The sequence below is a fragment of the Pseudomonas sp. SJZ078 genome (assembly GCF_007828255.1).
Taxonomy (GTDB): domain Bacteria; phylum Pseudomonadota; class Gammaproteobacteria; order Pseudomonadales; family Pseudomonadaceae; genus Aquipseudomonas.
The window spans coordinates 143,964-170,531 of the sequence record NZ_VIUG01000005.1; the positions used below are offsets into that span (position 1 = coordinate 143,964).

General features: G+C 60.7%; 31 protein-coding genes. 20 read left to right on the forward strand and 11 right to left on the reverse strand.

All coding sequences use genetic code 11. The features are described from left to right. Positions 1-203: 203 nt before the first annotated feature. Positions 204-1,340, reverse strand: a complete 1,137-nt coding sequence (locus FBY02_RS07320) for a glycerate kinase (RefSeq protein ID WP_144925327.1) — start codon at positions 1,338-1,340, stop codon at positions 204-206. A 221-nt stretch (positions 1,341-1,561) separates the two neighbouring features. Between FBY02_RS07320 and FBY02_RS07325 the strand changes: the two genes are divergently transcribed. Both FBY02_RS07325 and rarD read left to right on the forward strand, forming a co-directional pair. After that, a complete protein-coding gene (locus FBY02_RS07325) occupies positions 1,562-2,575 on the forward strand; it encodes an aldo/keto reductase (RefSeq protein WP_144925330.1) in 1,014 nt (337 codons plus the stop codon). A gap of 162 nt (positions 2,576-2,737) precedes the next feature. Next, on the forward strand, positions 2,738-3,622 hold the full coding sequence (rarD, locus tag FBY02_RS07330) for an EamA family transporter RarD (RefSeq protein ID WP_144925333.1): 885 nt from the start codon (positions 2,738-2,740) through the stop codon (positions 3,620-3,622). Positions 3,623-3,742: 120 nt separating this feature from the next. Here the strand turns inward: rarD and hppD are convergent, their stop codons facing one another. Continuing rightward, on the reverse strand, positions 3,743-4,819 hold the full coding sequence (hppD, locus tag FBY02_RS07335; protein ID WP_144925336.1) for a 4-hydroxyphenylpyruvate dioxygenase: 1,077 nt from the start codon (positions 4,817-4,819) through the stop codon (positions 3,743-3,745). A 248-nt stretch (positions 4,820-5,067) separates the two neighbouring features. Continuing rightward, the gene (locus tag FBY02_RS07340) at positions 5,068-6,012 is read right to left on the reverse strand and encodes a DMT family transporter (protein WP_144925339.1); all 945 of its coding nucleotides are present in this window, start codon (positions 6,010-6,012) and stop codon (positions 5,068-5,070) included. Between the two features lie 113 nt (positions 6,013-6,125). Here FBY02_RS07340 and FBY02_RS07345 point away from each other — a divergent pair, with 113 nt between their 5' ends. Further along, positions 6,126-6,992, forward strand: a complete 867-nt coding sequence (locus FBY02_RS07345; protein WP_144925342.1) for a LysR family transcriptional regulator — start codon at positions 6,126-6,128, stop codon at positions 6,990-6,992. Positions 6,993-7,310: 318 nt separating this feature from the next. Then, positions 7,311-7,676 (forward strand): histone-like nucleoid-structuring protein, MvaT/MvaU family, encoded by a 366-nt coding sequence (locus FBY02_RS07350; protein ID WP_144925345.1) that lies wholly within the window; start codon positions 7,311-7,313, stop codon positions 7,674-7,676. A 93-nt stretch (positions 7,677-7,769) separates the two neighbouring features. On the opposite strand, the gene FBY02_RS07355 is transcribed toward FBY02_RS07350, so the two are convergent. After that, positions 7,770-8,306 (reverse strand): DUF4946 domain-containing protein, encoded by a 537-nt coding sequence (locus FBY02_RS07355; protein ID WP_144925348.1) that lies wholly within the window; start codon positions 8,304-8,306, stop codon positions 7,770-7,772. A 173-nt stretch (positions 8,307-8,479) separates the two neighbouring features. Here FBY02_RS07355 and gloA point away from each other — a divergent pair, with 173 nt between their 5' ends. After that, positions 8,480-9,001, forward strand: a complete 522-nt coding sequence (gene gloA, locus FBY02_RS07360) for a lactoylglutathione lyase (RefSeq protein WP_139648649.1) — start codon at positions 8,480-8,482, stop codon at positions 8,999-9,001. Between the two features lie 245 nt (positions 9,002-9,246). Here gloA and ahpF read toward each other — a convergent pair whose 3' ends face one another. The 4 genes from ahpF to galU all read right to left on the reverse strand — a co-directional run bounded on the left by ahpF (position 9,247) and on the right by galU (position 14,114). After that, positions 9,247-10,809, reverse strand: a complete 1,563-nt coding sequence (gene ahpF / locus FBY02_RS07365; RefSeq protein ID WP_144925351.1) for an alkyl hydroperoxide reductase subunit F — start codon at positions 10,807-10,809, stop codon at positions 9,247-9,249. 125 nt (positions 10,810-10,934) lie between these two features. Next, positions 10,935-11,498, reverse strand: a complete 564-nt coding sequence (gene ahpC, locus FBY02_RS07370; RefSeq protein WP_020294651.1) for an alkyl hydroperoxide reductase subunit C — start codon at positions 11,496-11,498, stop codon at positions 10,935-10,937. A gap of 172 nt (positions 11,499-11,670) precedes the next feature. Continuing rightward, a complete protein-coding gene (gene gorA / locus FBY02_RS07375) occupies positions 11,671-13,026 on the reverse strand; it encodes a glutathione-disulfide reductase (RefSeq protein ID WP_144925354.1) in 1,356 nt (451 codons plus the stop codon). Between the two features lie 248 nt (positions 13,027-13,274). Beyond that, complete coding sequence (gene galU / locus FBY02_RS07380; protein ID WP_011061681.1) at positions 13,275-14,114, reverse strand: UTP--glucose-1-phosphate uridylyltransferase GalU; 840 nt, start codon at positions 14,112-14,114, stop codon at positions 13,275-13,277. A gap of 234 nt (positions 14,115-14,348) precedes the next feature. Here galU and FBY02_RS07385 point away from each other — a divergent pair, with 234 nt between their 5' ends. Further along, on the forward strand, positions 14,349-14,564 hold the full coding sequence (locus tag FBY02_RS07385) for a hypothetical protein (RefSeq protein ID WP_055129562.1): 216 nt from the start codon (positions 14,349-14,351) through the stop codon (positions 14,562-14,564). Positions 14,565-14,680: 116 nt separating this feature from the next. Beyond that, positions 14,681-14,962, forward strand: a complete 282-nt coding sequence (locus FBY02_RS07390; RefSeq protein WP_047700839.1) for a hypothetical protein — start codon at positions 14,681-14,683, stop codon at positions 14,960-14,962. 25 nt (positions 14,963-14,987) lie between these two features. Here the strand turns inward: FBY02_RS07390 and FBY02_RS07395 are convergent, their stop codons facing one another. Further along, a complete protein-coding gene (locus FBY02_RS07395; protein WP_144925357.1) occupies positions 14,988-15,338 on the reverse strand; it encodes a hypothetical protein in 351 nt (116 codons plus the stop codon). A 205-nt stretch (positions 15,339-15,543) separates the two neighbouring features. Here FBY02_RS07395 and FBY02_RS07400 point away from each other — a divergent pair, with 205 nt between their 5' ends. From FBY02_RS07400 to ada, 5 genes are all read left to right on the forward strand, one after another. After that, on the forward strand, positions 15,544-15,846 hold the full coding sequence (locus tag FBY02_RS07400; RefSeq protein WP_144925360.1) for a DUF1883 domain-containing protein: 303 nt from the start codon (positions 15,544-15,546) through the stop codon (positions 15,844-15,846). 25 nt (positions 15,847-15,871) lie between these two features. Then, entirely contained in the window at positions 15,872-16,042 is a 171-nt protein-coding gene (locus FBY02_RS28085) for a hypothetical protein (RefSeq protein WP_178111985.1), read from the forward strand. A 163-nt stretch (positions 16,043-16,205) separates the two neighbouring features. After that, entirely contained in the window at positions 16,206-16,928 is a 723-nt protein-coding gene (locus tag FBY02_RS07405; protein ID WP_144925363.1) for a 2OG-Fe(II) oxygenase, read from the forward strand. Beyond that, positions 16,915-17,595 carry a DNA oxidative demethylase AlkB gene (gene alkB, locus FBY02_RS07410; protein WP_144925366.1) on the forward strand — a complete coding sequence of 227 codons (681 nt, stop codon included), beginning with the start codon at positions 16,915-16,917 and terminating at the stop codon, positions 17,593-17,595. The genes FBY02_RS07405 and alkB overlap by 14 nt, the downstream gene beginning before the upstream one ends. A gap of 88 nt (positions 17,596-17,683) precedes the next feature. Further along, positions 17,684-18,757, forward strand: a complete 1,074-nt coding sequence (gene ada, locus FBY02_RS07415; protein WP_144925369.1) for a bifunctional DNA-binding transcriptional regulator/O6-methylguanine-DNA methyltransferase Ada — start codon at positions 17,684-17,686, stop codon at positions 18,755-18,757. On the opposite strand, the gene FBY02_RS07420 is transcribed toward ada, so the two are convergent. Beyond that, positions 18,721-19,209: a GyrI-like domain-containing protein gene (locus FBY02_RS07420; RefSeq protein WP_144925371.1), complete on the reverse strand. Its 489-nt coding sequence runs from the start codon at positions 19,207-19,209 to the stop codon at positions 18,721-18,723. The two genes, ada and FBY02_RS07420, sit on opposite strands and share 37 nt — an antisense overlap. A 149-nt stretch (positions 19,210-19,358) precedes the next feature. Here FBY02_RS07420 and FBY02_RS07425 point away from each other — a divergent pair, with 149 nt between their 5' ends. The 8 genes from FBY02_RS07425 to FBY02_RS07465 all read left to right on the forward strand — a co-directional run bounded on the left by FBY02_RS07425 (position 19,359) and on the right by FBY02_RS07465 (position 25,941). After that, positions 19,359-20,426, forward strand: coding sequence for a nitronate monooxygenase family protein (locus tag FBY02_RS07425; RefSeq protein ID WP_144925374.1), 1,068 nt, complete (start codon positions 19,359-19,361; stop codon positions 20,424-20,426). Between the two features lie 306 nt (positions 20,427-20,732). Continuing rightward, positions 20,733-21,485 carry a molybdate ABC transporter substrate-binding protein gene (modA, locus tag FBY02_RS07435; RefSeq protein WP_144925381.1) on the forward strand — a complete coding sequence of 251 codons (753 nt, stop codon included), beginning with the start codon at positions 20,733-20,735 and terminating at the stop codon, positions 21,483-21,485. Next, the gene (gene modB, locus FBY02_RS07440) at positions 21,486-22,166 is read left to right on the forward strand and encodes a molybdate ABC transporter permease subunit (protein ID WP_144925384.1); all 681 of its coding nucleotides are present in this window, start codon (positions 21,486-21,488) and stop codon (positions 22,164-22,166) included. Between the two features lie 3 nt (positions 22,167-22,169). Continuing rightward, complete coding sequence (modC, locus tag FBY02_RS07445; protein ID WP_144925387.1) at positions 22,170-23,249, forward strand: molybdenum ABC transporter ATP-binding protein; 1,080 nt, start codon at positions 22,170-22,172, stop codon at positions 23,247-23,249. Between the two features lie 228 nt (positions 23,250-23,477). Beyond that, on the forward strand, positions 23,478-24,533 hold the full coding sequence (locus FBY02_RS07450; RefSeq protein ID WP_144925392.1) for a DNA topoisomerase IB: 1,056 nt from the start codon (positions 23,478-23,480) through the stop codon (positions 24,531-24,533). A 103-nt stretch (positions 24,534-24,636) separates the two neighbouring features. Beyond that, complete coding sequence (locus FBY02_RS07455) at positions 24,637-25,200, forward strand: ATP-dependent Clp protease proteolytic subunit (protein WP_041024891.1); 564 nt, start codon at positions 24,637-24,639, stop codon at positions 25,198-25,200. A 267-nt stretch (positions 25,201-25,467) separates the two neighbouring features. After that, on the forward strand, positions 25,468-25,650 hold the full coding sequence (locus FBY02_RS07460) for a general stress protein (protein WP_144925395.1): 183 nt from the start codon (positions 25,468-25,470) through the stop codon (positions 25,648-25,650). A 63-nt stretch (positions 25,651-25,713) separates the two neighbouring features. Continuing rightward, positions 25,714-25,941, forward strand: a complete 228-nt coding sequence (locus FBY02_RS07465; protein ID WP_144925398.1) for a hypothetical protein — start codon at positions 25,714-25,716, stop codon at positions 25,939-25,941. 55 nt (positions 25,942-25,996) lie between these two features. On the opposite strand, the gene FBY02_RS07470 is transcribed toward FBY02_RS07465, so the two are convergent. Beyond that, positions 25,997-26,530, reverse strand: coding sequence for a DUF3087 family protein (locus FBY02_RS07470; RefSeq protein WP_144925401.1), 534 nt, complete (start codon positions 26,528-26,530; stop codon positions 25,997-25,999). Between the last annotated feature and the right edge of the window lie 38 nt (positions 26,531-26,568).

Genomic DNA, 26,568 nt, shown 5'->3' on the forward strand with positions numbered 1-26,568 from the left:
AGCCTTCTTTTAGGGGGCCGGTGAAATATATTTCATGATGTGTCAAAAAATCGTGGCAAGGGAGCCTGCTGTGGCGAGGGAGCTTGCTCCCGTTGGGTCGCGCAGCGGCCCCAAGAATCGATCTGCCATCGCGATCGATTCGATAGACCAAGGGTCTGCTGCGCAGCCCAGCGGGAGCAAGCTCCCTCGCCACAGTTGGCCGGTTATCGGTTTGCAACTCGCCAGAGCCGGGCAATGTCCCGGGCTCGTTCGCGCAGCAAGCGTGGTGCGTCGGCACAGGCCTGCTGCAGCGTCATCGGCCCGCTGACCAGTGCGAAGGCGGCATCGATGCCGTGCTCATACAGCGCCTGGTACCCCTCCCCCAACGTGCCGGCAATGACCACCACCGGTACGCCATGACGGCGTGCAACCCGGGCCACGCCAAACGGCGTCTTGCCCCGCAGGGTCTGGGCGTCGAAGCGGCCTTCCCCGGTAATCACCAGGTCGGCGTCCTTGATCGCATCGGCCAAACCCGTCAGTTGGGCGACGACGTCCACCCCAGTCCGAAACTGCGCTCCCAGAAACGCCTTGGCCGCGAACCCCAGGCCGCCGGCGGCGCCGCTGCCCGGTTCGTCCCTGACATCGCGGCTCAACACTTGGGCGCACTGTCCGGCGAAGTGCGCCAGGGCCTGGTCCAGTTGCTGAACCTGCTGCGCGGAGGCGCCTTTCTGGGGACCGAAAATCACTGAAGCGCCGTGGGACCCGCACAGGGGATTGTCGACATCGGCGGCAATCTCGACACTCACGCCAGCCAGACGCGGGTCCAGGCCACTCAGGTCAATGCGCGACAGGTTTGCCAGGGCCAGGCCGCCGGGTGGCAGCGGTTGCCCATGTTCATTCAGCAACGCCACGCCCAGCGCTTGCAGGGCACCCGCGCCGGCATCGTTGGTGGCACTGCCGCCGATCGCCAGGATCACCCGCCCGGCCCCTTCATCCAGGGCCGCGCGAATCAACTCGCCAGTGCCGTAGGTGCTGCTGGTACAAGCATCCCGTTGCCCCGGCGGCACCAGCTGCAAGCCACTGGCCTCGGCCATTTCAATGATCGCCGTGCGGCTGTCGGCCAACCAGCCCCAACGCGCCTCGACCGCGGCACCCAAGGGCCCCCGGACGCAGGTATGACGCCATTCGCCGTTGCACGCGGCCAGCACCGACTCCACCGTCCCCTCGCCGCCATCGGCCATCGGGCATTTGATCAACTGCGCATCCGGCCAGACCTCACCCAGCCCGGCGGCGATGGCATCGGCGACGCCCTGAGCGCTGAGGCTGTCCTTGAACGAGTCGGGGGCGATGATTATTTTCATTTTGGTCTCCGGTTCCGATGCTCAGCATGCTGCCAGCTGACCGCAGACGTGGCGCCGGTCTGCGGCACAAAAGACACCTGGGATTATTGTTCAATTTCACAAATGCCGATGCGTACACCCAAAATCCATTGTGGGGTCAGGGTGTTTGATAAATCTGTTTGATCCATACGGTGGTTCTGGGGTTTGATTGAGCCTTTCCCATCGATAAAAAGGATCTTGTCATGAGCTACCGCACGTTGGGTCACTCCGGGTTACAAGTTTCGACATTGACCCTGGGCACGATGATGTTCGGCGAACAGACCAGCACCGAGGATTCGTTGCGGATCATCGACAAGGCCTGGGACCAGGGCATCAACTTCATCGACACGGCGGACGTCTACACCAATGGCCGCTCCGAAGAAATCGTCGGCGAGGCGATTGCCAGTCGCCGCCAGGAATGGGTGCTCGCCACCAAGGTCGGCTTCGGCCCGGCGGATGGCGTGCCCAACCGCAGCGGCCTGAGCCGCAAGCATCTGTTCAATGGGATCGAGGCCAGCCTCACCCGGCTGGGCACCGATTACCTGGACATCTACTACCTGCATCGCGAAGACCACAACACCCCGCTGCACGTCACCGTGTCGGCCATCGGCGACCTGATCCGCCAAGGCAAGATCCGCTATTGGGGCCTGTCGAACTACCGTGGCTGGCGCATCGCCGAAGTGATCCGCATCGCCGACAGCCTGGGCATCGACCGGCCGGTGATCAGCCAGCCGCTTTACAACATCGTCAATCGCCAGGCGGAAACCGAGCAGATCACCGCCGCCCAGAACTATGGCCTTGGCGTGGTACCCTTCAGCCCCCTTGCCCGGGGCGTGCTCAGCGGCAAATATGCGCCGGACGTCGCGCCGGACGCCAACAGCCGCGCCGGTCGCCAGGACAAACGCATCCTGGAAACCGAATGGCGGGTCGAGTCCCTGCGCATTGCCCAGCAGATCCAGCAGTACACCCGGGAACGGGGCGTGGGTATCGTCGAGTTCGCCATCGCCTGGGTGCTGAACAACCGCGCCGTCACCTCGGCCATCGTCGGGCCGCGCACCGAGGAGCAATGGGATGGCTACACCAAGGCGCAAGCCGTGACGATCACCGCCGAGGACGAAGCCTTCATCGATTCGCTGGTGACGCCGGGGCATGCGTCGACACCGGGGTTCAACGATGTGGGGCATTTCGTGTCGGGGCGTGTGCCGCGTACGTCATAACCAAACAGTGAAATGAAAGCCTTCTGTGGCGAGGGAGCTTGTTCCCGCTGGACCGCGTAGCGGGCCCGTTGTTTGCGATTGCTACGCAATCGAGCGGGAGCAAGCTCCCTCGCCACAAGCAAGCTCCTTCCCGTCGAACTTCAATCCTTGAAAGAGGCTTCAGTGTCCAAAGGCATCGCCCTATCGGTTTCGGCCTCCGCGCTGTTCGCCGTCATGTATTACTACACCTCGCTGCTCGCACCGCTGACCGGCGTGGAGATTTTTGGCTGGCGCATGCTGCTGACGATGCCCTGTATGACGGTGTTCATGCTGGTGGCGCGGGAATGGAAGCTGGTCACCGCGCTGGTTCAGCGCCTGATCGCCACCCCACGATTGCTGATCGGCGCGATGGTGTCTTCGGCACTGATGGGCGCGCAAGTCTGGCTGTTCATGTGGGCGCCGCTCAACGGCTACAGCCTGGATGTGTCGTTGGGATATTTTCTGTTGCCGCTGTCGATGGTCCTGACCGGGCGCATCGTCTATGGCGAACGCCTGTCATACCTGCAGAAAGTCGCGGTGTTCTTCGCCACCCTTGGCGTGTGCAACGAGTTCTATCAAGTCGGTGGTTTTTCCTGGGCGACCTTGCTGGTGGTGATCGGTTATCCCATCTACTTCGTCCTGCGCAAACGCACCAAGACCGATAACCTGGGCGGGCTCTGGCTGGACATGACGCTGATGCTGCCCGTAGCACTCTGGTTCGTGCAGAGCGGTGAACAAGGCTTCAATGTGTTCGATCAGTACCCGTGGCTGTCGCTGCTGATCCCGGTGCTCGGGGTGATCAGCGCGTCGGCGCTGGTGTCCTACATCATCGCCAGCCGGCTGTTGCCGTTCGGCCTGTTCGGGTTGTTGAGCTACGTCGAACCGGTGCTGCTGCTGGTCGTTGCGTTGTTGCTGGGCGAAAGCATCAAGGCCGGAGAATGGCTGACCTATATCCCGATCTGGATGGCTGTGGCGGTGCTGGTGTTCGAAGGGTTCAAGCACCTGATGCGGCAGCGACGTCGAGCCTGAGGTTTACCCTGATCCCATGTGGGAGCGGGCTTGCTCGCGAAAGCAGAGTGTCAGGCGCCATTGATATGACTGACACTCCGTCTTCGCGAGCAAGCCCGCTCCCACATTCAGGGTTTACCGTTACTCAGTCGCCAACACCCCACGCCGCACCTGGTCACGCTCGATGGACTCGAACAACGCCTTGAAGTTGCCTTCGCCAAACCCATCGTCGCCCTTGCGCTGGATGAATTCGAAGAACACCGGCCCCATCAGGGTTTCCGAGAAGATCTGCAGCAGCAGGCGCTTGTCGTCCGGGTTGGAAGAACCGTCCAGCAGGATACCCCGCGATTGCAGTTCATCCACCGGCTCGCCGTGGTTCGGCAAACGGCCTTCGAGCATTTCGTAGTAGGTGTCCGGCGGCGCGGTCATGAAGCGCATGCCAATCTTCTTCAGCGCGTCCCAGGTCTTGACCAGGTCGTCGGTGAGGAACGCTACGTGCTGGATGCCTTCGCCGTTGAACTGCATCAGGAACTCTTCGATCTGCCCGGCGCCCTTGGACGATTCTTCGTTCAACGGTATACGGATCATGCCGTCCGGGGCGGTCATGGCCTTGGACGTCAGGCCGGTGTACTCGCCCTTGATGTCGAAGTAACGGATCTCGCGGAAATTGAACAGCTTCTCGTAGAAGCCGGCCCAGTAGGCCATGCGGCCTCGATAAACGTTGTGGGTCAGGTGGTCGATGATCTTCAGACCCGCGCCCACCGGATGACGGTCGACGCCTTCGAGGAACACGAAGTCGATGTCATAGATCGAGCTGCCTTCGCCAAAACGGTCGATCAGGTAAAGCGGCGCGCCACCGATGCCCTTGATCGCCGGCAGGTTCAGCTCCATCGGACCGGTTTCGATATGGATCGGCTGGGCACCGAGTTCCAGGGCACGCCGGTAGGCCAGCTGCGAATCCTTGACCCGGAACGCCATGCCGCATACCGACGGGCCATGCTCGGCCGCAAAGTACGAGGCCACGCTGTGGGGTTCGTTGTTGAGGATCAGGTTTATCGCGCCCTGGCGATACAGGTGCACGTCCTTGGAACGGTGCGTGGCGACCTTGGTGAAGCCCATGATCTCGAAGATCGGCTCCAGGATATTGGGTGTAGGGGATGCGAATTCGATGAATTCAAAGCCCATCAGGCCCATCGGGTTTTCGTATAGATCTGCCATGTCGGCGCCTCATCATGCTTATCAATTAACGGAACGTTAGTTGCTGGCCATGCTGAGGGCACGCGGTGGCGCGCAGGAGATACCGCGAACGCTGCGGGCGAGAAAATCGCCATAGATCAGTTGTAACCCAAGTATCTTCATTGTCGACCCAAGGCTTTTGCGGGCGAGGCTTCTGCTGCCAGAAGACGTTATTCTTATATGCGTAAATCGATTCTACACAGCGTAACCGGATTTGTCCGCCTCCTCTATCAAATCGGCTTTTTCGCCGCCCGCGCAAGGGGGCTGTTGCACAGGAAAATACCGGTCAGGATCAACCCGCCGCCCACGCACATCAAGGTCGTGAGCCGTTCGTCCAATAGCAGCGCACCCAGCAGGACCGCCGTCAGCGGGTTGAGGGCGATGAATACACCGGAACGGGTTGCGCCGATCCGGCGAATACCGTCATACCAGGCGATATAGGCCAGGGCCGAGCCCAACACGCCAAGATAAAGCAGGCTCAGCCACTGCCTCATGTCCAGCCCGCGCAGGGCTTCGAAGTGAACCTCCCCCCCGGCTGCACAGACCAGCCACAACATCACCGTGCCCAGCAGGATCGACCAGGTTACCGTTTGCAATGGGCCGAGGCTTTCATTCAGGTTTCGGGAAAACAGCGAATAAATGCCCCACCCCAGTACGCAGCCGAAAATCAGCAGATCACCGATCCAGCTCTGCGCGGACGCCTCCAGCAAGAGAGGATCGCGACTGACGATGACCAGCCCCGCGCCGCCGATGCACAGCACGATTGCGCCTACTTTCAACCGACTTAACCGCTCCTTGAACAGCCACCAGGACGCCAGGCCGATCACCGCCGGGTTCAAGGCCACGATCAGCGAGGCCCGCGAGGCATTGATGTAGTGCAAGCCGTAGAAGAAACACAGGTTGTAGAAAAGGATGCCGAAGAACCCCAGCACCGCCAGTTGCACCCCCTGTTTCAACGTAGGCCTGGCCAGCGGGATCCTTGCCAGGAAGAGGAACAGCAACAGCGCCACACTGGCCAGCAGGAAGCGCAGACTGGCGGCCAGCAGGGGCGCCAAGGCATCGGACAGGATCCTGCCAGCCACGAAAGTGCCGCCCCAGATCATGGTGACCATGGATAGCTTCAGGTAAACAGACAGGTCCGAGGGCGTTGGTAAGGCTTGTTCGAGGGTTTTCATGGGTCACCGCAGACAATTAAAGCAAGGTACACAACCTTGTGGCGCTATCCGATTCAACCCGGATACCTCATTATCCAGTTCATATTAAGTCATCGTAAAATGAGCAATCCCTCATGACCCTCACCCAACTCGAAATCTTCTCCCTGGTCGCCGAGCTACGTGGTTTCACCGCTGCTGCGACGCGTCTGGGCATCGGCCAGTCGGCGGTGTCCCACGCCATCAAGTCGCTGGAGCAGGAGCTGGGGGTCGAGCTGCTCAAGCGTCACCAGTCCGTGGTTGAACTCAGCGACATCGGCCAACAGTTGCTCCTGCGCGCCCGCGCCATGCTTGGGTTGGCCAATACCTTGCGCCAGGAAGCCGCCGACGCACGCGGCATGCGCCGTGGTACTTTGCGCATCGGCTCGTTCGGCCCGACCTCATCGATCAAGCTGTTGCCCGCCATCCTGCAGCGCTATCGGGCCCTGCATCCAGGAATTGAGGTGCACATCGACGAAGGGCCGGACCGGCAAGTCATCCAATGGCTGGATGAGCGGCGGATCGATGTCGGCTTCGTGGTGCTGCCTGAGGAGCGTTTCGATACGTTCGCCCTGATGCAAGACCAGATGGTCGCGCTCCTCCCCACTGCCCACCCCCTCGCCGCCCGAACCAGCCTGAGCCTGCATGACCTGTGCGGCGATCCCTTCGTGCTCACCGAGGCCGGATCGGCAGAGTTGGTCACGCGCCTGTTCAATGCCGCCCGGCTCGCACCCAACGTGCGCTATCGCTGTTCACAACTGCTCAGCACATTGAACACCGTCAGCCGGGGTGAGGCCGTGACCGTGGTCTCCGAGGGCTCGCTGCCTGAGGGGGATCACCCGGGCTTCGTGGTACGGCCCTTGTCGCCTCCGGTTCCGCGCCAGATCGGCCTGGCGGTGCTGGACAGCCGCCAGGTTTCACCCGCCACTCGGGCATTTATCGAGTTGGCCTTGTCTATCGAATGAAGAAAGCTCGGTTCTAGCGGACGATATCGTAATGCCACCCATGGACAATCGAAGCACAACTTCCATTGGACTACCCAGTTGAATCTATACTTGGTACACAACGGCCTCGCGCAGACAGCGCTGCAACTTGAGGAAAACGTTTGCTCTTGTTACATGACGAAAAAGATACGATTTACACTGCCCGGTTTAACTACTACAATTTTTCTGCCTGTGCTGGATAGCAGGAGAGTCATTTATCACCGAGGCGCGTCAAAGCGCTTGGCTTATAGCTTTGTCTGCGGTTGGTCTCAGCCAAATATTTGATTGGAGTAACGATAATTGTCCAGACTCGTTGAATTTCGTAAAGCCGAAAAGGCCCTTCAGGATCAGCTCAAACAGCTGGAAATGCTGAAGAATGATGCCGGGCTCAAGAAAGAAATCGAATTCGAAGAAAAGCTCCAGGCACTGATGAAAACCTACGACAAGGGCTTGCGCGACATCATCGCAATTCTTGACCCGAACCCGTCAAAAGCGGGGTCTTCATCGACCAAGGCGCCTAAGACCCGCCGTGCACGAGTGGTCAAGGTCTATCAGAACCCGCACACCGGCGAACTGATCGAAACCAAGGGCGGCAATCACCGCGGCCTGAAAGCATGGAAAGAACAATACGGCGCGAGCACCGTCGACTCCTGGGTACGCAGCTGACACCCAGGATGAATAAAAAAAGCCCTGAATACCTCAGGGCTTTTTCATGGACTCAAACTTCTGGAATAAGCCTGACGTATTAGCTTGATAGCCCTATAGTTTCAGACTATTTCGTACCGCCTGTATTTCATCCTGGCTTTCAACAAATACCTGCGCCTGTCCCGCATAGGACAGTACATAGGCCCGGCCTTCATTAAGTGCTGCGACCAGTGTCTGAGACAACACATGTCGGCCATTCTGTGTGATCGTGCAGGTAGTTTCCAGGGCGGTTACCCCGCCCAACAGGGAAGCATGAATCTTATTGCATACACTTTGATAACCACCCTGGAAAAAATCCTTCTGGATTGACTTGCGCATTTCCAGGAGCACGCCTTGCAAATTGACTTGATGATCGGGATCGACGGGCGTTGCGGTCAGCTCCATGACCATGACGGCATTGCCTGTCGAGTCATTCTTGGTCGCCCGTTGCCGAGAGGTGCCTGGCGCCGCCGGCGCGGCAGACGCAGCGGAAGGCAGCGGCTCGATGAACCAGCCCTGGGGCCAGGTGACCTGCGGTTCGGCGGCCTGGCCGCTGGCACTCGCAGCAATGGCAAAAAACAGGACGAACAACGAAAGGAACGGTCGAATCATTGCACTGCACTCAAGGACGAATCGCGAAGTCTGAAGCTCACCGCATGACCAGGCAATAGCCGCACACGGTTTGGCGATGTCGCGGCCTCTGCGTATCATGCCTGACGCAAGCCACAGAACCGTCGCGCCAAGCCCTGCGACGTCGTTTGCCCCACTTATTTTCCGGAGGGCCCATGAGCCTGCACGAACTCGACACTTTCCCGGGCGTCACCGCCCAACCCGATGCCGCCACGGCTAACTTCGTCTTCAACCACACCATGCTGCGGGTCAAGGACATTACCAAGTCCCTGGACTTCTATACCCGCGTCCTGGGCTTCTCGCTGGTGGAAAAGCGCGACTTCCCTGAAGCCGAATTCAGCCTGTACTTCCTCGCCCTGGTGGACAAGCGCCAGATTCCGGCGGACGCCGCGGCACGCACCGAGTGGATGAAATCGATCCCCGGCATCCTGGAACTGACCCACAACCACGGTACCGAAAGCGACCCGGCATTCGCTTACCACAACGGCAACACCGATCCGCGCGGGTTCGGTCACATCTGCATCTCGGTACCGGATGTAGTCGCCGCCTGCGAACGCTTCGAAGCGTTGGGCTGTGACTTCCAGAAGCGCCTGAGCGACGGCCGCATGAAAAGCCTGGCGTTCATCAAGGACCCGGATGGCTACTGGGTCGAGATTATCCAGCCTGCGCCGCTCTAAGCAGCACTGAGAGCCAGCTGTAGAAGTGAGCTTGCTTGAACTGATGCAGGCTGCACCGACGCTTTCGCGAGCAAGCCCGCTCCCACACTGGAATCAGGTCGTACAGGATTGCTGTGATCGACGCGCACTACTGTGGGAGCGGGCTTGCTCGCGAATGGGGCGGCCCGGTCTTGAGCTGATCTGCAAAAAATAAAAAACCCCATGAGCCTGGCCCATGGGGTTTTGTTTTTCCAGCGCGCGGCTGCTTATGCCGGAGCGGAGGTACGGATCAGATGGTCAAAGGCGCTCAACGAAGCCTTGGCGCCCTCGCCTACGGCGATCACGATCTGCTTGTACGGCACGGTGGTCACATCGCCGGCCGCAAACACACCGGGAATGGAGGTTTCCCCCCGGGCGTCGACAATGATCTCGCCACGTGGTGACAGCTCGACGGTCCCCTTGAGCCAGTCGGTGTTGGGCAACAGGCCGATCTGCACGAAGATCCCCTCCAGGGCCACGTCCAGCACTTCACCGCTCGGACGATCCTTGTAGCGCAGGCCGTTGACCTTCTGACCGTCGCCCGTCACTTCGGTGGTCTGGGCGTTGGTTATCACCGTCACGTTCGGCAAGCTGTGCAGCTTGCGCTGCAACACCGCATCGGCGCGCAATTGCACATCGAATTCCAGCAAGGTGACATGGGCGACGATGCCGGCCAGGTCGATGGCCGCTTCGACACCAGAATTGCCCCCGCCAATCACGGCCACGCGCTTGCCCTTGAACAGCGGACCGTCACAGTGCGGGCAGTACGCCACGCCCTTGTTGCGGTATTGCTGCTCCCCTGGCACGTTCATTTCACGCCAGCGGGCGCCAGTCGCCAGGATCACGGTCTTGGCCTTGAGGCGCGCACCGCTGGCGAACCGGACTTCGTGCAGTGCGCCGTCCGTGCCAGGCACCAGCGCATCGGCACGTTGCAGGTTCATGATGTCTACGTCGTATTGCTTGACGTGCTCTTCCAGGGCCACGGCCAGTTTCGGTCCTTCGGTTTCCTGGACCGAGATGAAGTTCTCGATGGCCATGGTATCGAGCACCTGACCGCCGAAGCGTTCGGCCGCCACACCAGTGCGGATGCCTTTACGGGCCGCATAGATCGCCGCCGACGCGCCGGCCGGGCCACCGCCGACCACCAACACATCGAAGGCGTCCTTGGCGCTGATTTTTTCGGCCTGGCGTTCGATGCCGCTGGTGTCGATCTTGGCGAGAATCTCTTCCAGGCCCATGCGGCCCTGACCGAAGTTCTCACCGTTCAAGTAGATGCTCGGCACGGCCATGATCTGACGCTCATCGACCTCGGCCTGGAACAGCGCGCCGTCGATGGCGACATGGCGGATGTTCGGGTTCAGCACCGCCATCAGGTTCAGCGCCTGGACGACGTCCGGGCAGTTCTGGCACGACAGCGAGAAATAAGTCTCGAAGTTGAACTCGCCTTCAAGGGCGCGGATCTGTTCAATGACTTCGACACTGGCCTTCGAGGGGTGACCGCCGACTTGCAGCAAGGCCAGCACCAGCGAAGTGAATTCGTGGCCCATGGGAATGCCGGCGAAACGCAGGCTGATATCGGCTCCCGGGCGGTTCAACGAGAACGATGGCTTACGCGCATCGGTGCCGTTGTCGAGCAAGGTGATCTGGGTGGAGAGGCTGGCAATGTCTTTGAGCAGCGCCAGCATTTCCTGGGATTTCGCACCGTCGTCGAGGGATGCAACGATCTCGATCGGTTGGGTGACCCGTTCCAGATATGACTTCAACTGAGCTTTAAGATTGGCGTCCAACATACGGGCGATTTCCATTTTTTGAATTTCAGAAAAAACAACGCCCGAGCGAATCTCGCCCGGGCGTTTTTTTGTGGGCGGTGCGGCTTACTTAAGTGCGGGTGACCGCCCTCAAAGGACTCACGGTCTTAGATCTTGCCAACCAGATCCAGGGACGGAGCCAGGGTGGCCTCGCCTTCTTTCCATTTGGCCGGGCAGACTTCGCCAGGGTGAGCGGCAACGTACTGGGCGGCTTTGATCTTGCGCAGCAGCTCGGAAGCGTCACGGCCTACACCACCGTCGTTGATTTCGACAATCTTGATCTGACCTTCCGGGTTGATTACGAACGTACCGCGGTCAGCCAGGCCAGCTTCTTCGATCAGCACGTCGAAGTTGCGGGAGATGGTCAGGGTCGGATCGCCGATCATGGTGTACTGGATCTTGCCGATGGCTGGCGAAGTGTTGTGCCAGGCAGCGTGGGCGAAGTGAGTGTCGGTCGACACACTGTAGATCTCGACGCCCAGCTTCTGGAACTCGGCGTAGTTGTCGGCCAGGTCTTCCAGCTCGGTTGGGCAAACGAAAGTGAAGTCAGCCGGGTAGAAGAACACGACAGACCACTTGCCTTTCAGGTCGGCGTCCGATACTTCGACGAAAGCGCCGTTTTTGAATGCGGTAGCTTTGAACGGTTTGACTTGGCTGTTGATGATAGGCATCGGTGTTTCTCCATCAGGGTTGAAAGTTGATGGAGAGAAGCTTACCCACTCACTCTCCACCTGGCTCGTTGGCAAAGCTGATGCGAATAATTGGTTTTGACTATCAGGGAACTGTATAGATAGAAAAAATCTGTAGAAGCTGCCACAACCCGGCAGCTTCTACACAACAGCGTCAGGCCGCGGGTGTACGCATGGTGACGAACTCTTCGGCGGCGGTAGGATGCACGCCGATGGTTTCGTCAAAATCGCGTTTGCTGGCGCCGGCCTTGAGGGCAATGGCCAGACCCTGAACGATTTCCCCGGCGTCGGGACCGACCATATGGCAACCCAGGACCTTGTCGGTCCGGGCATCCACCACCAGTTTCATCAGTGTGCGCTCCTGGCAGTCGGTCAGGCTCAGCTTCATCGGCCGGAAACGGCTTTCGAAAATCTGCACCTCATGCCCTTCTTCCCTGGCCTGTTCTTCGGTCAGGCCGACCGTGCCGATGTTCGGCAGGCTGAATACCGCGGTGGGAATCATCCGGTAGTCCACCAGCCGGTACTGCTCGGGCTTGAACAGACGCCGCGCCACCGCCATGCCCTCGGCCAGGGCGACGGGTGTCAGCTGTACTCGGCCGATCACATCGCCAATGGCGAGGATCGACGGCTCGGTGGTCTCGTATTTTTCATTGACCTTTACAAAGCCTTTCTCATCCAACGCGACAGCGGTGTTCTCCAGACCGAGGTTATCGAGCATCGGCCGCCTACCGGTGGCGTAGAAGACGCAATCGGTCATCAGCGTACGGCCGTCCTTGAGGGTCACTTCCAGGCTGCCATCGGCCTGCTTGTCGATGCGCTGGATATCGGCATTGAACTGCAGGTCCAGGCCCCGGCGCGTCAACTCTTCAGCCAGGTGCTTGCGCACCGCAGCGTCAAAGCCGCGCAGGAACAGCTCGCCGCGATACAGCAGAGACGTCTGCGCGCCCATGCCGTGGAAAATCCCGGCGAACTCCACCGCGATGTAGCCACCTCCCACCACCAGCACGCGCTTGGGCAGTTCCTTGAGGAAAAAAGCCTCATTGGAACTGATGGCATGCTCGCGCCCTGGAATCTGCGGGATGACCGGCCAACCACCGGTGGCGACCAGGATGTGCTCGGCGGTATGGCGCTGGCCGTTGATCTCCACCTCATGGGGGCCAGTGATCTTCGCATGGCCCTCATGCAACGCCACGCCGCTGTTGACCAGCAGATTGCGATAGATACCGTTGAGGCGGTTGATCTCCTGGTCCTTGTTGGCAATCAGCGTGGCCCAGTCGAAACTCGCCTCCCCCGCCGTCCAGCCATAGGCCGAAGCCTGCTCGAAGTCTTCGGCATAATGCGCGCCATAGACCAGCAGCTTCTTCGGAACGCAACCGACGTTCACGCAGGTACCACCCAGGTAGCGGCTCTCCGCCACGGCCACCCTGGCGCCAAAACCTGCGGCGAACCGTGCAGCCCGCACACCACCGGAACCGGCGCCAATCACATACAGGTCAAAATCGTAGGCCATTACTCTCTCCTTTGGCAGGCCACCAGCATACCCGCTGTTTCCAGACGGGTCAGCGTTGGGTGGGTTATGGGGGCGAAAAATGAAAATGCCAGGGTGAAGTTCATCAAGGATAAAGCTGAGCGCCGCCCCTTGTGGCGAGGGGATTTATCCCCTCGCCACAAGGTTCTATGCCAGACATGGCAATGCATTGCCCGCAAAAAAAAAGCCCCGAACCAGTCGGGGCGTTTTTCAGTTCGCGGCGTGGGCTATCAGTAAGCCTTGCCGGTCTTGTAGAAGTTCTCGAAGCAGAAGTTGGTCGCGTCGATGTAGCCTTCGGCGCCACCGCAGTCGAAACGCTTGCCCTTGAACTTGTAGGCCATGACGCAGCCGTTCTGGGCCTGTTTCATCAGGGCATCGGTGATCTGGATTTCACCACCCTTGCCAGGCTCGGTCTGTTCGATCAGGTCGAAGATGTCCGGCGTCAGGATGTAGCGGCCGATGATCGCCAGGTTCGACGGAGCGTCTTCAGGCTTTGGCTTTTCAACCATGCTGTGCACGCGATAGATGTCGTCGCGGATCATTTCGCCGGCGATCACGCCGTACTTGTTGGTTTCCTGCGGATCGACTTCCTGGATTGCCACGATGGAACAGCGGAATTGCTTGTACAGCTTGACCATCTGGGTCAGCACGCCGTCGCCTTCCAGGTTGACGCACAGGTCGTCCGCCAACACCACGGCGAAAGGTTCGTCGCCGATCAATGGACGGCCGGTCAGGATCGCGTGGCCCAGGCCTTTCATTTCAGTCTGGCGGGTGTAGGAGAACGAACACTCATCCAGCAGTTTGCGGATACCGACCAGGTACTTTTCCTTGTCGGTGCCCTTGATCTGGTTTTCCAGCTCATAGCTGATGTCGAAATGGTCTTCCAGCGCGCGCTTGCCACGGCCGGTCACGATGGATATTTCATTCAGGCCCGCATCGAGGGCTTCTTCGACACCGTACTGGATCAGTGGCTTGTTCACCACCGGCAGCATTTCTTTGGGCATGGCCTTAGTCGCTGGCAGGAAGCGAGTACCGTAACCGGCTGCAGGGAACAAGCATTTCTTGATCATATGAATCCTTTAAAAGGCGGTGTGTACGACGGGTTTCGGCGCAGTCTAATCAGGCCGCGGGCACCTTACAATGCCTGCACTGGCCAACCGATGCCATCATAGAGAAATAAACCGGCGGATAGTTCAATCGCCTTTCGTTTCGGGGGTTCAACGGTCCAACGGTAAGCCCGCTGGCACCGTTTGCATGCATTTGGCGTATCATGGCGCCCTCGATCCCGCCAATGAGGCAGCTAGATGTCGGCAACACGAAACGCAAACGGTTATTCGGTCAGTCAGGACAAGGACGGCCAATGGTGGATTGTCAATTACCATGGCGAGCAGGTTGCCGGTCCCTTGCCTACCAAGACCATGGCGGTGGAAGTGGCCGCGGTGTTCCAGGACGAGCGTCCTGCGCCCGCCGCCAAGGAGCGCGAAAAAGCGCCGGCCCGCAACGATCGCCGCAAGAAATAACCGCAAGGGCCTGCATCAGTCGCCTTGCGGCAGGGTGCAGGCCAGCTGTTTATCTGTACCGCAATGACCATTCGCTATAACCTCGCGCAGTCCCCTCCCTTTTCGATGACCACTCCATGAAAACTTATCTGGCGCTGTTTACGGTCCTGGCCCTGGCGGGTTGTGCCTCGACGGAAAGTACCTACCTGGCCAACGGCGAGCAGGGCCTGACCATCGACTGTTCAGGCGAAGCCAATTCCTGGGCCGCCTGCTATGAAAAAGCCGATGCCTCCTGCGCCGGCACCGGCTACCGTATCGTTGGCACCGATGGTACGCCCCAGGCCAATGAAAGCGACAAGACCCTGGGCGTGAATGTCGGCAACTTCACCAGTCGCAGTGTCGTGGTCGTGTGCAAGTAAGGTCAGGCCGGAGCTGATACCGTTATCAGCCGGAAATGCAGGCGTTGGCCGCGTCCTGCACATCACCCGGGCGCACCGGTACATTGGACATGCTTTCATGCAGCTTGATGCTGCTGCCGCTGGAGCGTTCGTCAATGTCGAACACCGCGGCCGGCAGGCTCGAAAGTTTGCCGGGGACGATCAGGCGGACGCCGTTCTTGTGGGGTTCCATCTGCAACGCGCCGCGGCTGTCGGCCAGCTTGTCAGCGACGCACCGGGCATATTCGTGGGGTTTCTTACCGGAGATAACACTCATGGTGGGCGGCGTCTGGTTGATGTCCGATACCGATGCACATCCACCCAAGGCCAATGCCAACACCCACGCACTACGCTTCATATGATTCCTCCGACAAAGACCCTCCGACAGCGTAGAAGCCGTTTTTCTCCGGTGCCCCGCGCTTTTTTATTTGGCACCGTCGTGTCAAATCGCGGAAGTCGGGTCAGGGACCGGCTTTTAACCCACGGTGCTGATAAACTGCGTCCCATTATTGCAGCCTCTACCGTGTCGAGCGTGTAGAAAAAAAGCCCTTCTGGAGGCGCCCATGAAATTCATCCACCAACGCGAGCACCTCAACGAAGACGATATTGTCGTCATCGAATGCTCCCAGACGTGCAACATCCGCCTGATGAACGACGCGAACTTCCGCAGTTTCAAGAATGGCGGACGCCACACTTACCACGGCGGCGCGTTCGATACGTTCCCGGCGCGAATCACCGCACCGAGTACCGGCTTCTGGAACATCACCATCGACACCGTCAGCCGCCGGGCCATTAGCGTCACGCGCAAGCCGACCCTGACCCACAAGATCAAAATCGTCCGGCGCTCCAGCTCGAAACTGAGCTGAGCCCCCTGCTCACATAGGCAAAACCGTGGCCCAGACAACCAAATACGTCATCAAATACAAACTCAACGACAAACGCCGCTTCGAGTTCGCGCAGCTGGAAACCGGCACTGAGGAAGAAGCCCGAGCAGCGCTGGAGGCGATGCATGGGCAGAGCGACGATGTGATCAGCGACGTCAAGGTCAGCAAGGCGTTGTAGTCCCCTCCGAGGCTTTTGTGGCGAAGGGATTTATCCCCTCGCCACGGGGTGATGCAATATCAGATGGCCGCGGGCCACAAACAAACATTAACCGCAAGCGCCGGAGTGCCGGACAGCCCAACACCCACCAGACTGACCAATCCTATTCCCCAGGATTGTCACCATGCCCTCTACCTCACATTCGCTGAGCCAGTCCCTCGATGCAATCGACCAGCCAGCCCTGGAACAAAGCCTCGAGCAGCATGGCAGTGGCGTGCTTCGCCGTCTTTTGCCGGTGACTCAATGTCATCAGCTCAGCAGCCTGTACCCACAGCCCGGGCTGTTCCGTTCCCGGGTGATCATGGCCCGCCATGGATTCGGGCGCGGCGAATATCAATATTTCCGCTACCCGTTGCCCGCTATCGTCCAGCAGCTGCGTGAAACGTTGTATCCGCTGCTGGTGCCCCTGGCGAACCGCTGGAACGAACACATGGGCCTTGAAACGAGATACCCCGACGCACACTGCGATTTCATTCGGCATTGCCATGGCGCCGGGCAACAGCGTCCGACGCCGTTGCTGCTGCAATACGGCCCTCAGGATTACAACTGCCTGCATCAGGATCTGTACGGCGAGCAGGTATTCCCGCTGCAGGTGGCGATACTGCTGTCGGAACCGGGCCAGGACTTTACCGGCGGCGAATTCGTGCTCACCGAACAACGCCCACGCATGCAGTCGCGCCCCCAGGTCATCGGTCTGAAACAAGGCGATGCCGTGGTGTTTGCCGTGCATCAACGACCGGTCAAAGGCGTTCGCGGTTATTATCGGGTGAACATGCGCCATGGCGTCAGCCGCGTGCACAGCGGCCAACGGCACACCTTGGGAATCATTTTTCATGACGCGCAATGACGACACCCCGATCACGCTGGACCTGTTCGCCGACGAGTCGCCGGCGACACCCGGCCAGATCGAACAGATTGGCCAGCAGGCGTTCGTGCTGCGCGGGTTTGCCCTGCCTTGGCTGGAGCAGTTGCTGCCGGCCCTGGAAACGGTCTTGCAGACCGCGCCGTTCCGGCAGATGGTCACGCCCGGCGGCTTTACCATGTCGGTGGCCTTGAGCAGTTGCGGTGCGCTGGGCTGGACCACCGACCGCTGCGGCTATCGCTACACCGCCCATGACCCACAGAGCGGCCGCCCCTGGCCCGACATGCCGACGCTGTTCCGCGAACTGGCCCAGGCCGCCGCACGAGCAGCGCATTTCGAGCACTTCGAGCCCGACGCCTGCCTGATCAACCGCTATGTGCCGGGGGCGCGGATGTCGTTGCACCAGGATAAGAATGAACGCAGCCTCACCGCCCCCATCGTCTCGATATCCCTGGGCCTGCCGGCGGTGTTCCAGTTCGGCGGATTCGAGCGCAGCGACAAGCCCTTGCGCGTTCCGCTGTTTCACGGCGACATCGTGGTCTGGGGCGGCGTCGACCGGCTGCGTTACCACGGCGTGCTGCCGCTCAAGGACGGTCGGCATCCACGGCTGGGCGCGCAGCGGATCAACCTGACGTTCCGCACCGCCGGATAACCATGCAGAATTCAACCGCAAGACCCGGAGTGTCGCCCTCCCACCGGCTGGTTACTGTAGCCAAAACGGGCCAATGGACAGAACGACCATGAACACCACTTCGAACACCCTCGCCCCTGAACTCGATCCTCGCTGGGCCGCCGTGCTCGCCCGGGACCCTCGCGCCGACGGGCAATTCGTCTACGGCGTGAAAACCACCGGCATCTACTGCCATCCCAGCAGCCTGTCGCGCCTGCCCAATCCGCGCAACGTCGAATTCTTCGACACCCCGGAACAGGCCCAGGCAGCCGGCTATCGCCCCAGCAAACGCGCCGCCAGGGACCAGACCCAGGTGGCCGCCCAACAAGCCGCCCGGGTCGCGGCGGCCTGCCGGCAGATCGAAGCGGCGGAGGAACTGCCGGGGCTCAATGAGCTGGCCCGAAGCGCAGGCTTGAGCCCGTTCCACTTCCATCGGATCTTCAAGACCGTCACCGGCCTGACCCCCAAGGGCTACGCCGCCGCCCACCGCTCGCGCAAGGTGCGTGAACGCCTGGCCGACGCCGGGACCGTCACCGAAGCGTTGTACGACGCCGGTTTCAATTCCAACAGCCGCTTTTACGAAGCAGCCGATAAAGTGCTGGGTATGAAACCCGCCGACTACCGTGCCGCCGGGCAGAACACCGATATCCGCTTCGCCGTCGGACAATGCTCCCTGGGAGCGATCCTGGTGGCGCAAAGCGAACGCGGCGTGTGCGCCATCCTTTTGGGGGACGACCCCGACGCACTGGTCCGCGACCTGCAGGACAAATTCCGCCGCGCCAACCTCATCGGTGCCGACCGGGAATTCGAGCAACTGGTCGCGCAGGTGGTCGGTTTCATCGAAGCGCCCGCCCTGGGCCTGAATCTACCCCTGGATCTGCAGGGCACGGCATTCCAGGAGCGGGTCTGGCAGGCCCTGCGAGAGATTCCGCCGGGCAGTACCGCCAGCTACGCCGAGATCGCCCAGCGCATCGGCCTGCCCAAAGCCGTGCGTGCGGTGGCCCAAGCCTGTGGCGCCAACAGCCTGGCCGTGGCAATCCCCTGTCACCGGGTGGTGCGCAGCGACGGCAACCTCTCGGGCTATCGCTGGGGGGTGGAGCGCAAGCGTCAGTTACTGGCGCTGGAGCGCTCGGCCGGGGACTGAACGCCGATGTAGATCGCCACCGAGTCAGGGCCGTTGTAGACCTCGAAATCGGTGACAAAACGGCGCAGGGTCTGCGGGTTGTCGGCAAAGTATGCCCAGATCAGGCCCCAGGTCTGGATCACACAGTCGGGCATCGGTCCCTTGGCCGAGAACACCAGGTAATCGCCACCCTCGATGTCCACGACGGGGTAGCCCGGGCTCGTCGCGTCGACCTCCACGCCGGCGGTTACATCGAAGTGGCCGGTCGCATCCGATTCATAGTTGGAATACACCCCATAGACGAACGACTCCGAGCGCCTGGCCGGAATCCGGTCGAACAGCCCCTCGGTGAAGAACCGCTCCCACATCGGGCCGATCCTTGCCGTTTCCGGTTGCTGCTCGTCGGTGTTACGGGTACGGACTTGCAAGCCCGCCACGCTGAAGGGTTCGACTGCCTTGAGTTTTACGTCCATGGCTAGGGCTCCTGGGTAAGTGAAGCACGCATGGTAATCCTCTCACCCGGGGGATCAAGCGCTGGCCTTCGATTGAAAAACTCGACTGGCCCAAGCGGGGTCACACCTGCTACAAACAGGGTTTCTTGCCCTGCCGGAGCACCCTGCATATGAGTCAATGGCCAGACACTCGCATCCTCGACCTGCTCGGTATCGAGCTGCCCATCATCCAGGGGCCGCTGGCCGGGGTGACCGGCCCCGCCATGGTGATCGCCACTTGCAACGCCGGCGGGCTGGGCTCGATGCCGGCAGCGATGCTGGATGTCGAGCAACTGCGCCAGGCGCTGACGACGATCAGCGAGCAGACCGACAAGCCGTTCAACGTGAATTTTTTCTCCCATCGGCCACCGGCCTTCGACGAGCAGCGGGCCGAGGCCTGGAAGCAGCGGCTCAAGCCCTACTATGAGGAACTGGGGGCCGACTTCGAGGCACCGACGCCGGTATCAAACCGCACGCCATTCGATGACGCGGCCTGCCAGGTGCTGGAGGAGATGCGACCAAAAGTGGTCAGCTTCCATTTCGGCCTGCCGGAGCAATCCCTGCTGGATCGGGTAAAGGCCACCGGGGCGAAGATCCTTTCATCGGCGACCACCGTCGAGGAGGCCATCTGGCTGGAGCAACGCGGTTGCGATGCGATCATCGCCATGGGCTACGAGGCCGGCGGCCATCGTGGGATGTTCCTCAGCGACGATCTGAACACCCAGGTGGGCCTGTTTGCCTTGCTGCCCCAGGTGGTGGATGCGGTGAAAGTGCCGGTAATCGCCACCGGCGGCATCGGCGATGCGCGGGGGATCGTCGCGGCGTTTGCCCTGGGCGCATCGGCGGTACAACTGGGCAGCGCGTACCTGTTCACGCCCGAGGCCAAGATCAGCGCATCCCATCACCGGGCGTTGCGCACCGCCAGGGAAAGCCAGACCGCCGTGACCAACCTGTTCACCGGGCGACCGGCCCGGGGTATCGTCAACCGGGTGATGCGTGAAGTCGGCCCGATGAGCCCGCTGGCACCGGCATTCCCCCTGGCAGGTGGCGCCTTGATGCCACTGCGGGCCAAGGATGAAGCCGACTTCAGCAACCTCTGGGCGGGCCAGGCGTTTCCCATGGGCCGGGAGTTGCCCGCCGGCGAACTGACCCGGCGCCTGGCCGATGAAGCATTGGCAAGGCTTGGCAAGGGGATTTGACTCCACAAGGATCTTTACAGCGGCCACATAACCCTGTGGGAGCGGGCTTGCTCGCGAAAGCGGTGGGCCAGTCACTATCCATGTTGGATGTGCCGACGCCTTCGCGAGCAAGCCCGCTCCCACAGAGGTCTGGTACTTCAGCAGCATCTGTTTCAAACACAAATCCTTGTGGGAGCGAGCCTGCTCGCGATGAGGCCGGCACATTCAACCAATACCAACTGCAACAGCGCAAAACTCACATTCCGTTTGCCAGGCATTCGCTATATATTTCCGTATACAGCGAACCCACCCCCTACGGAGTCTTCAATGCGCCCCATCCGCTTCTCGCCATGGCTGCTGTCCACCTTCCTGATCGCCGGCGCAGCCCAGGCCGATGAAGTGCAGGTGGCCGTGGCCGCCAATTTCACCGCACCGATCCAGGCCATTGCCGCCGACTTCGAAAAGGACACCGGGCACAAACTGGTGGCAGCCTATGGCGCAACGGGGCAGTTCTATACCCAGATCAAGAATGGCGCGCCCTTCGAAGTGTTCCTCGCCGCCGACGACACCACCCCAGCCAAACTGGAAAATGAAGGCGACACTGTCAAGGGCTCACGCTTCACCTACGCCATCGGCACGCTGGCGCTGTGGTCGGCCAAGGACGGCTATGTCGATGACCAGGGTCAGGTGCTCAAGAACAACGGTTTCCAGCACCTGTCCATCGCCACCCCCAAGGCCGCGCCCTATGGCCTGGCCGCGACCCAGGTGCTGGAGAAATTGGGGTTGGCCGCACAGGTCAAGGGCAAGATCGTTGAAGGCCAGAACATCACCCAGGCCTATCAATTCGTCTCCACCGGCAACGCCGAACTTGGCTTCGTGGCGCTGTCCCAGGTGTACAAGGACGGCAAGCCCACCGGCGGTTCGGCATGGATCGTCCCGGCCGAACTGCATGACCCGATCAAACAGGACGCGGTGATCCTCGGTAAAGGCCGCGACAATCCTGCCGCCAAGGCCCTGATGGACTACCTCAAGGGCCCGAAAGCCGCCGCCATCATCCAAGCCTACGGTTACCAACGCTAAATGCCGCTGACCAGTGCCGATTATTCAGCGATCTGGCTGACCCTGAAGCTCGCCGCGCTGACGACAGTGATTCTGCTGCTCATAGGCACGCCCATCGCCCTGTGGCTGTCGCGCAGCCGATCCTGGTTGCGCGGGCCGGTGGGCGCGGTGGTGGCCCTGCCGCTGGTGCTGCCACCCACGGTGATCGGCTTCTACCTGCTCCTGGCATTGGGGCCCAATGGCTGGATCGGCCAACTGACCCTGGCCCTCGGATTGGGCACCCTCACGTTCAGTTTCACCGGGTTGGTGATCGGCTCGGTGATTTACTCCATGCCGTTTGTGGTGCAGCCGTTGCAGAACGCGTTCTCGGCCATTGGCAATCGTCCCCTGGAGGTCGCCGCCACCTTGCGCGCCGGTCCCTGGGACACCTTCTTCAGCGTCATCCTGCCCTTGGCCAGCCCCGGCTTCATCACCGCAGCCATTCTCGGCTTCGCCCACACTGTCGGCGAGTTCGGCGTGGTACTGATGATCGGCGGCAATATCCCGGACAAGACCCGGGTGGTGTCGGTGCAGATCTACGACCACGTCGAAGCCCTGGAATACGCCCAGGCCCACTGGCTGGCGGCGGCGATGCTGGTATTTTCATTCGTTGTGCTGCTGGCGCTGTATTCCAGCCGCAGGACCCGGACAGCCTGGAGCTGATCGATGATTCAGGCGCGCTTGCAGCTCGACCATGGCAGTTTTTCCCTGGACCTGGATGTGCAACTGCCGGGCCGCGGCGTGACGGCGCTGTACGGTCCGTCCGGCTCCGGCAAAACCACCTGCCTGCGCTGCATCGCAGGCCTGGAACGCGCGCCGCAGGGTTTGGTACGCATCAATGGCGACGTGTGGCAGGACAGCGAACGCGGCGTGTTCGTGCCGCCCCATCGACGAGCGCTGGGGTATGTGTTCCAGGAGGCGAGCCTGTTCAGTCATCTGTCGGTGCGGGCCAACCTGGCATTCGGTCTCAAGCGCATCGCCCCGGGGCAACGGCGGGTGGACATGGACCAGGCCACCGAACTGCTGGGCATCGGCCACTTGCTCGAGCGCCGGCCCCACAACCTGTCCGGCGGCGAGCGCCAGCGGGTGGGCATCGCCCGCGCCCTGCTGACCAGCCCGCGGCTGTTATTGATGGATGAGCCGCTGGCCGCACTCGACACCCGACGCAAGAACGAGATCCTGCCCTACCTGCAACGGCTCCACGACGAGTTGGACATCCCGGTACTGTACGTCAGTCATTCCCAGGACGAAGTGGCGCGCCTGGCCGACCACATTGTGGTGCTCGATGGTGGACGCGCGTTGGCCAGCGGACCGATTGGCGCAACCCTGGCGCGACTCGACCTGCCGCTGGCCCAGGGGGACGACGCGGGCGTGGTGATCCAGGGCACGGTCAGCGGTTACGACCCCGCCTACCAGTTGCTCACCCTGACACTGCCTGGTAGCTCACTGCACGTGCGGGTGGCCCATACGCCGCTGGCCGTCGGGCAGTCGCTGCGTTTCAAGGTCCAGGCCCGGGACGTCAGCCTCAGCCTGGGGAACGATGCTCACACCAGCATCCTCAATCGCTTGCCGGTCACGGTGACCGGCGAACTGGCCGCCGACAATGCCGCCCACGTGCTGATCCGACTGGAAGCCGCCGGCACGCCGCTGCTGGCACGCATCACCCGCTATTCCCGCGATCAGTTGGCGTTGTATCCAGGGCAGATGCTCTGGGCGCAGATCAAGGCCGTGGCGGTGTTGGCGTAACAGCCAATCCCTCGACATCCCTTGTGGGAGCGGGCTTGCTCGCGAAGGCGGTGGGTCAGCAACCATTAATACTGGAGGTGCCGACACATTCGCGAGCAAGCCCGCTCCCACACAGGTTCAGAGGCTTCCCCTCAGATGGAGGGCTGTTTTCAGAATTTCGGCACGACCGCAACCGGCCGAGGTCAATCAATCCATAGGCCACCGCATTCGCTGCCCAAGGATTTCTCCATGCCCGACACCTCACCACCGGAAGCATTGCCGGCCGACCTGCATTATGTTGATGACACCAGCCCGGGCATCACCCGCAAGAAGCTGCGGGGCAAGTTCTGTTACTTCGATCCTCAGGGCCAACGCATCACCGAGGCGGCCGAAATCCAACGCATCAATGCTCTGGCGGTGCCGCCGGCCTACACTGATGTGTGGATCTGCAGCGACCCGCGCGGCCATCTCCAGGCCACCGGCCGGGACGCCCGAGGGCGCAAGCAATACCGTTACCACGCGCGCTGGCGCGAGGTGCGCGATGCCGACAAGTATTCGCGAATGTTGGAATTCGGGCGCACCCTGCCCCGCCTGCGCAAACGCCTGGAGGCGATTCTCGCGACCCCCGGCTTCAGTCGCGACAAAGTCATGGCCACCGTCATCACCTTGCTGGACGTGACCCTGATCCGCGTCGGCAACAGCCAATATGCCCGGGAGAATCGCTCCTACGGCCTGACCACCCTGCGCAGCAAACACGTTGAGGTCAACGGAAGTGCTATCGCCTTCCAGTTCCGTGGCAAGAGCGGCGTCGAACACCAGATCACCGTGAAGGACCGGCGCCTGGCGCGGATCATCAAGCGCTGCCAGGAAATGCCGGGGCAGAATCTGTTCCAGTACCTGGACGAAAACGGCGAACGCCACGCCATCAGTTCCTCGGACATCAATGCCTACCTCAAGACCCTGACCGGCGCCGAGTTCACCGCCAAGGATTACCGCACCTGGGCCGGTAGCGCGGCGGCCCTGGCAGGCTTGCGGGCGTTGCGCTGGGAAACCGAGACGGAGGCAAAAAAACACATCGCCGAGATGGTCAAGCAGGTCGCCCGGCAGCTGGGCAACACACCGTCCGTTTGCCGCAAGTGCTACATTCATCCTGCGGTACTGGAAGGTTTCCTGCTCGGCACGTTGAAGCAACTGCCCAAGCCTCGGGCCCGTAAAGGCCTCAGCGAAGAGGAAGCCGGGCTGGCGATGTTTTTGCAACGGGTGATGCAAGCCACACAAGCGTGCGAGTCGAAGTTCGGTGCCTGACACCCCGAACAACGGCTCTCCCATCCGGAACATCCAGCCAGCGCTGAACTCCCAACTGTACGATCCCGCAACACCTCACGCGTGAAATCGACAGGAGTCCTCGATGTCCGAACACATTGTCCATTTTCATTGCCAGATCGATCAGGGAACCACCGAACGCTTTCGCGACAACTGCCTGGAAGCGATCGAGAAAGGCGCAGACTCGCTGATGCTCAATCTCTCCACGGTCGGAGGCAGCACCAACTTCGGTTTCACCCTCTATACCTTCATCAAGTCCCTCCCGGTGCCGGTACGTGCAGTCAACGCCGGCAATATCGAGTCGATGGGCATCGTCATGTACCTGGCCGCCAGCGACCGCACCACCACCCCTCATTCACGCTTCCTGATCCATCCCATGAACTGGTATTTCGGCCAGAAATCGGTGGATCACTCGCGGCTGCGCGAATACCTGTCCAGCTTGGACAACGACGTCGCGCGGTACGTGGAAATCTACGTCAAGGAAACCGCCGGGGCCGCCACGCAGTTGGATATCTTCAAATGCCTGTGCAACGAGGAACGGGTCATCCCGGCAGAAAATTCCCTGGCGTTCGGCATCGCCCACCGGGTCGAACAGGTAGTATTTCCTACAGATGCCAAGCATTGGAAAGTCAGTGGTGGCGAGGATTAGGCGCTCAGGTGGCCCCAACGACTTCAGTCAAGTCATTTTTCCGACAGGGGAAACTGTAAATAATAAAATAAGACATCCGCTGTTCCATGTATAAAAGAGTTCAATACCTTACAACAACGAAACGAAGCGGCAAGGCGCGCTTTAATAATTACCAGGAATGACCATTCGTCGCCAGCGCAACGCTTTTATTAAACTTCCCCCGCCGCTTACCTTTCACATTTAATGCGAGGCACGTTGCTCGCTTAAACCAGTATGAGGATTCTCGAAATGGCTAACAGCGGAAACAAAAACCCAGGCAACTTCGCAAATGATCGTGAAAAAGCATCTGAAGCCGGTAAGAAAGGCGGACAGGCGTCGGGCGGCAACAACACCAACGACCGTCAAAAAGGCTCTGGCGCCGGCAGCAAAGGCAACGAACGCGGCCAAAGCGGCGGTGGCCGGAAGTCGTAACTCCTGAGACCCGCCGGGGCGCAGCCTTGCTGCGCCCTGGTGCTGGATAAGTCGAGGTGAAGCATGAGCAATCAGGAGCGGTTCATTGTCAGTTTTATCGCCAACGGCCAACCGGATAGCCGAGTGATGGAAGCCGACAGCGAGACATTGAGTGTCAGCGAGGCCGAAGCCCTGTTGAGAGTTTCTTTCAGTGAACTCCAAAGCGCTCAATTAAGTGACATTCAAGTGCAGAAAAGAACACGCCCCACTGAACAGGAACATGGCGTACCCGGACACTTTAAACAACCATAGCCATTATCGTTTAATGTTTATAACGTTATCTGAGGCGTCGACCGCCTTTTAGCCATCAGCGCTGCGCATATGTGCTTTTCAGCGCGTCGATCCACGCCGGATCCAGGCACGACTGTCCGATATCCAGACCCATCTCCTGCATCCTTTCCACATGTTCATCGGCTTCTCGCGCCAACGCCCGCTGGTCGCTGGAATTGGCGTCCAGCCGATGCATTTGCTCCAGTCCCACGTGATAGAACCGCAGTAGCTTCATGGCGACCGGGTCCTGGACCTGCACACCGGCCTTTACCCGATGCATGACGTTGGTGACGCGCATCAGGTTGCGCTTGAGCTGCCAGCCGTACACCGCCGCGGCCATCCAGGGTTGCGTCCAGAAATACAGGCGCATCAGCGCGGCCATCACCAGCACCGCCACAATCACCCCGACCAGGTTGAAACGAAAGTTATCCCCCCCAGGCGTGCCGAACACCATCACGGCCAGGCTGGACAACAGCATCGCCAAGGCCAGGAACAGCACGGCGATGATCAGCGTACTGCGGCGGGTCTGCTGTTGGTAGAGGTCGGCATCCCAGGGTTTGATCTCGAACATCGCGGTGCAATTTCCTTGTACGGCACGAAAAGAGTCGA

Coding starts and splice junctions, on each gene's coding strand:
- FBY02_RS07320 (WP_144925327.1), bottom strand. CDS start 1,340: ATGAAAATAATCATCGCCCCCGACTCGTTCAAGGACAGCCTCAGCGCT.
- FBY02_RS07325 (WP_144925330.1), top strand. CDS start 1,562: ATGAGCTACCGCACGTTGGGTCACTCCGGGTTACAAGTTTCGACATTG.
- hppD (WP_144925336.1), bottom strand. CDS start 4,819: ATGGCAGATCTATACGAAAACCCGATGGGCCTGATGGGCTTTGAATTC.
- FBY02_RS07340 (WP_144925339.1), bottom strand. CDS start 6,012: ATGAAAACCCTCGAACAAGCCTTACCAACGCCCTCGGACCTGTCTGTT.
- FBY02_RS07345 (WP_144925342.1), top strand. CDS start 6,126: ATGACCCTCACCCAACTCGAAATCTTCTCCCTGGTCGCCGAGCTACGT.
- FBY02_RS07355 (WP_144925348.1), bottom strand. CDS start 8,306: ATGATTCGACCGTTCCTTTCGTTGTTCGTCCTGTTTTTTGCCATTGCT.
- gloA (WP_139648649.1), top strand. CDS start 8,480: ATGAGCCTGCACGAACTCGACACTTTCCCGGGCGTCACCGCCCAACCC.
- ahpF (WP_144925351.1), bottom strand. CDS start 10,809: ATGTTGGACGCCAATCTTAAAGCTCAGTTGAAGTCATATCTGGAACGG.
- ahpC (WP_020294651.1), bottom strand. CDS start 11,498: ATGCCTATCATCAACAGCCAAGTCAAACCGTTCAAAGCTACCGCATTC.
- gorA (WP_144925354.1), bottom strand. CDS start 13,026: ATGGCCTACGATTTTGACCTGTATGTGATTGGCGCCGGTTCCGGTGGT.
- galU (WP_011061681.1), bottom strand. CDS start 14,114: ATGATCAAGAAATGCTTGTTCCCTGCAGCCGGTTACGGTACTCGCTTC.
- FBY02_RS07385 (WP_055129562.1), top strand. CDS start 14,349: ATGTCGGCAACACGAAACGCAAACGGTTATTCGGTCAGTCAGGACAAG.
- FBY02_RS07390 (WP_047700839.1), top strand. CDS start 14,681: ATGAAAACTTATCTGGCGCTGTTTACGGTCCTGGCCCTGGCGGGTTGT.
- FBY02_RS07395 (WP_144925357.1), bottom strand. CDS start 15,338: ATGAAGCGTAGTGCGTGGGTGTTGGCATTGGCCTTGGGTGGATGTGCA.
- FBY02_RS07400 (WP_144925360.1), top strand. CDS start 15,544: ATGAAATTCATCCACCAACGCGAGCACCTCAACGAAGACGATATTGTC.
- FBY02_RS07405 (WP_144925363.1), top strand. CDS start 16,206: ATGCCCTCTACCTCACATTCGCTGAGCCAGTCCCTCGATGCAATCGAC.
- alkB (WP_144925366.1), top strand. CDS start 16,915: ATGACGCGCAATGACGACACCCCGATCACGCTGGACCTGTTCGCCGAC.
- ada (WP_144925369.1), top strand. CDS start 17,684: ATGAACACCACTTCGAACACCCTCGCCCCTGAACTCGATCCTCGCTGG.
- FBY02_RS07420 (WP_144925371.1), bottom strand. CDS start 19,209: ATGGACGTAAAACTCAAGGCAGTCGAACCCTTCAGCGTGGCGGGCTTG.
- FBY02_RS07425 (WP_144925374.1), top strand. CDS start 19,359: ATGAGTCAATGGCCAGACACTCGCATCCTCGACCTGCTCGGTATCGAG.
- modA (WP_144925381.1), top strand. CDS start 20,733: ATGCGCCCCATCCGCTTCTCGCCATGGCTGCTGTCCACCTTCCTGATC.
- modB (WP_144925384.1), top strand. CDS start 21,486: ATGCCGCTGACCAGTGCCGATTATTCAGCGATCTGGCTGACCCTGAAG.
- modC (WP_144925387.1), top strand. CDS start 22,170: ATGATTCAGGCGCGCTTGCAGCTCGACCATGGCAGTTTTTCCCTGGAC.
- FBY02_RS07450 (WP_144925392.1), top strand. CDS start 23,478: ATGCCCGACACCTCACCACCGGAAGCATTGCCGGCCGACCTGCATTAT.
- FBY02_RS07455 (WP_041024891.1), top strand. CDS start 24,637: ATGTCCGAACACATTGTCCATTTTCATTGCCAGATCGATCAGGGAACC.
- FBY02_RS07460 (WP_144925395.1), top strand. CDS start 25,468: ATGGCTAACAGCGGAAACAAAAACCCAGGCAACTTCGCAAATGATCGT.
- FBY02_RS07465 (WP_144925398.1), top strand. CDS start 25,714: ATGAGCAATCAGGAGCGGTTCATTGTCAGTTTTATCGCCAACGGCCAA.
- FBY02_RS07470 (WP_144925401.1), bottom strand. CDS start 26,530: ATGTTCGAGATCAAACCCTGGGATGCCGACCTCTACCAACAGCAGACC.